Source organism: Caulobacter sp. D5 (assembly GCF_003185805.1).
Classification (GTDB): domain Bacteria; phylum Pseudomonadota; class Alphaproteobacteria; order Caulobacterales; family Caulobacteraceae; genus Caulobacter.
In genome coordinates, this window is record NZ_QHJY01000097.1 from 1 (window position 1) to 3414 (window position 3414).

The following is a 3414-nucleotide window of genomic DNA, read 5'->3' on the forward strand; positions in this document are numbered from 1 at the left end:
CGGGCCTCCCACACCGTCTGGGAATAGAGGCTGGGCTTCTGCAGCTCCATGGTCACCGGGTCGACGTGACCCAGCATGTCGAAATCGACGAAGCTGTCGTTCATCGGGGTGACGATCAGGTCGGCCAGGCCATGGGCCATGCGCGTGATCTGGGTGTCGCCGCCGGGGGTGTCGATCAGCACGAAGTCGGCGACCTCGCGCGCGGCCAGGAACGCCTTCTCGAACGCGGCGACCTGCTCGGCCTCCGAGGCCGCGGCCAGGGCGATGTCGTTGTCGCTGAGACGGAAGGTCTGCGGCATCGGCAGCTTGATGTCGTTGCCGGCCAGCCAGGCCACGCGGTTCTCGCAGAACCGCATGCTGGTGCATTGGCGCAGGTCCAGATCCATGATCGCGACCCGGGCGCCGCCGTACAGCAGCGACGTCATCAGGTGCATGGCGATGGTCGACTTGCCGGCGCCGCCCTTTTCGTTGCCGACGACGATCACGCGCGTTTCGGCCATTGGCTTCATCCTTCGTTCCGCCCGACTCGGCGAATCTAACCAAAATCTTAACGCGCATGAAGCGCCCTGCACGCCATCAGCGTCAATCTTGTGGCGCCCGGCGTCCACAGACTCCGTGTCGCAGGTGGACCGACTGTCCCAGATCGGCCATAAGCCGCCCCGTCCGAACGCTTGTTTTTGCGTTGCAGCAGAGTTCCGCCATGACCCGCATCGTCCGCACCGTCGCCGAGCTGCGCCAGCAAGTCCGCGCCTGGAAGGCCGCCAGCGAGCAGGTGGGCCTGATCCCGACCATGGGCGCGCTGCACGACGGCCACCTGTCGCTGATCCGCCTGGCCCAGACCAAGGTCGCGCGCACCGTGGCCAGCGTCTTCGTCAATCCCAAGCAGTTCGCCCCGCACGAGGACTTCGACGCCTATCCGCGCGGCGAGGCCCGCGACGCCGAGCTTCTGGAGACCGTCGGCTGCGACCTGCTGTTCGCCCCCAATGGCGCCGAGATGTACCCCGAGGGCTTCGCGACCAGCATCAACCTGACCGGCGTGTCCGAGCCGCTGGAAGGCGCCGCCCGCCCGCAGTTCTTCGGCGGCGTCGCCACCGTGGTCACCAAGCTGCTGATCCAGGCGGAGCCCGACATCGCCGTCTTCGGCGAGAAGGACTACCAGCAGCTCCAGGTCATCCGCCGCGTCACCCGCGACCTCGACCTGCCCGTCGAGATCGTCGGCGCCCCCACGGCCCGCGCCGAGGACGGCCTGGCCCTCTCCTCGCGCAACGCCTACCTGTCGCCCGAGGAACGCGCCGCCGCCGTCGCCCTGCCGAACGCCATGAAGGCCGCCATCGCCTCCGTCCAGGCCGGCGAGCGCGTCGAAGCCGCCGAGGCCGCCGGCAAGGCCGCCCTGGCCGCCGCCGGCTTCCGCCAGGTCGACTATTTCGACTTCCGCGACGCCGACGACCTGTCGCGCCTGGGTCCGGACGCCCTGAACGGCGCCAAGGCCCGCCTGCTGGTCGCCGCCTGGCTGGGCAAGACCCGCCTGATCGACAACATGGGCGTCTGAGAGCGCTCTCAGACCCTCACCGCCAGGGCGACCCCGACGGCGATCACCATCGCCAGGAACAGCAGACCCATGCCGAGCGCCACGTAAGCCAGCCGCATCTTCGCTCTCCTCACAAGACCGAGGATCAAGCGTCGCACCCCTGGGTTGACGAGACGCTAAGCGCTCACCAGGCGCCGAGTTCGCGCAGCTGCCGCGCCAGCTCCGGCGGCATGTCGGCGGCCTCGCCCTCGGTCAGGTCCGGCGGGGCGTCCTCGGGCTTCAGATAGCGCCAGCCCTGGAAGGCCCGGCGCGGTTGGGGCGCGACGCGGACGATGGTCGGATCCACCGTCACCTCGCAGCGCGCGGCCTGCCCTTCGCCCACCGTGTCGATGGCCAGGATGGTCTGGCGGCACAGCACCTGGCCCTTGAACACGCGATAGAGCGAGCCGCCGTCGAGGATCTCGTCGATGCGCTTGGGCGTCATCCGGGTGTGCATCACCCACGGATGGCCTTCCTCGTGCCAGGCGAGAAGGTCGTCGATGGTGTCGCAGCCGACGACCAGCTTGATCATGTGCAGAGCCATGAGCCGGATTTAGCGACGCGCGGCCGTCATGCAAGCGCGGGATCGCCGCACGCTCATGACAACGTTATCACTCGCCGCTGGCGTGCAGCCCGCGACCAGTGATATCGCTGAGCCCAGGGATGAAACGGCGACCGCCCAAGGCGGCGCAGATCAGGGGGATCCGGGGCATGACGCCGGCCGAACTCAGCGTAGCCTTCTTCTTGCAGATGGCGGTCATCGTCGCGGCCTGCCGCGCCACCGGCTGGGTGCTGAAGCGGTTCTTCGACCAGCCGCAGGTGATCGGCGAGATGATCGCCGGCATCATCCTGGGCCCGTCCCTACTGGGCCTGCTGGCGCCGGACCTCCAGCACACGCTGTTTCCCAAGGAATCCAAGTCGATCCTGTTCGTCGGCGCGCAGCTGGGCGTGGGTCTCTACATGTTCCTGGTCGGGATCGGCTTCCGCGCCGACCACTTCAGGACCAACGCCAGGAGCGCCCTGTCCGTCTCGCTGTCGGGCATGATCGCGCCGTTCCTGGTGGCCGTCGCCCTGACGCCCTGGCTGATGAGCCTGAACCTGTTCGGCAAGGGCGTTCAGACGTTCCAGGCGACGCTGTTCATGGGCGCGGCGATCTCGATCACCGCCTTCCCGGTGCTGGCCCGGATCATCCAGGAGCGCGGCCTGACCCGGACCCCGCTCGGCTCGCTGGCCCTGTCGTCGGGCGCCATCGACGACGCCGGCGCCTGGACCGTGCTGGCCATCGTGCTGGCCTCGTTCGGCGGCGGCCCGGCCGTGGCGCTCAAAGCGCTGATCGGCGGCGGCCTGTTCGCCCTGTTCATGCTGACCGTCGCCCCCAGGCTGCTGGCCCCGCTGGGCCGCTGGGCCGAGCGCGAGGGCAAGCTCACCCCGCCGCTGCTGGGCGTGGTGATCATGCTGTTCATGCTCAGCGCCTGGGCGATGGACGCGGCCGGCCTGCACTCGGTGTTCGGCGGCTTCCTGCTGGGCGCGGCCATGCCGCGCGGCGTGCTGACCCGGGAGCTGAAGAAGCAGCTGGAGCCGTTCACGGTCGCCCTGCTGGTGCCGATGTTCTTCACCTTCTCGGGGCTCAACACCCAGATCAACCTGGTCAACAGCTGGTCGCTGGTTCTCGTCGCCCTGGTCATCCTGGCCGGCTCGATCCTGGCCAAGGGCGGGGCCTGCTGGGCCGCCGCGCGCCTGACCGGCCAGGACAACCCCACCGCCCTCGGCATCGGCGCCCTGATGAACGCCCGCGGCCTGATGGAGCTGATCATCATCAACATCGGCCTGCAGAAGGGCATCATCGG

4 protein-coding genes are annotated in these 3414 nt (G+C 68.9%); 2 read left to right on the forward strand and 2 right to left on the reverse strand.

Annotation, left to right across the window (positions count from 1 at the left end; genetic code table 11):
• On the reverse strand, positions 1-500 hold a 500-nt coding region (locus DMC18_RS07380), incomplete at its 3' end, for a division plane positioning ATPase MipZ (RefSeq protein ID WP_146218000.1).
• A 200-nt stretch (positions 501-700) separates the two neighbouring features.
• On the opposite strand from DMC18_RS07380, the gene panC reads away from it, so the two are divergent.
• Positions 701-1549: a pantoate--beta-alanine ligase gene (gene panC, locus DMC18_RS07385; protein ID WP_110119013.1), complete on the forward strand. Its 849-nt coding sequence runs from the start codon at positions 701-703 to the stop codon at positions 1547-1549.
• A 163-nt stretch (positions 1550-1712) separates the two neighbouring features.
• On the opposite strand, the gene DMC18_RS07390 is transcribed toward panC, so the two are convergent.
• Positions 1713-2111 (reverse strand): DUF1489 family protein, encoded by a 399-nt coding sequence (locus DMC18_RS07390; protein ID WP_110119012.1) that lies wholly within the window; start codon positions 2109-2111, stop codon positions 1713-1715.
• Positions 2112-2278: 167 nt separating this feature from the next.
• Here DMC18_RS07390 and DMC18_RS07395 point away from each other — a divergent pair.
• Positions 2279-3414: cation:proton antiporter (locus DMC18_RS07395; protein WP_110132808.1), on the forward strand; the 1136-nt coding region annotated here is incomplete at its 3' end.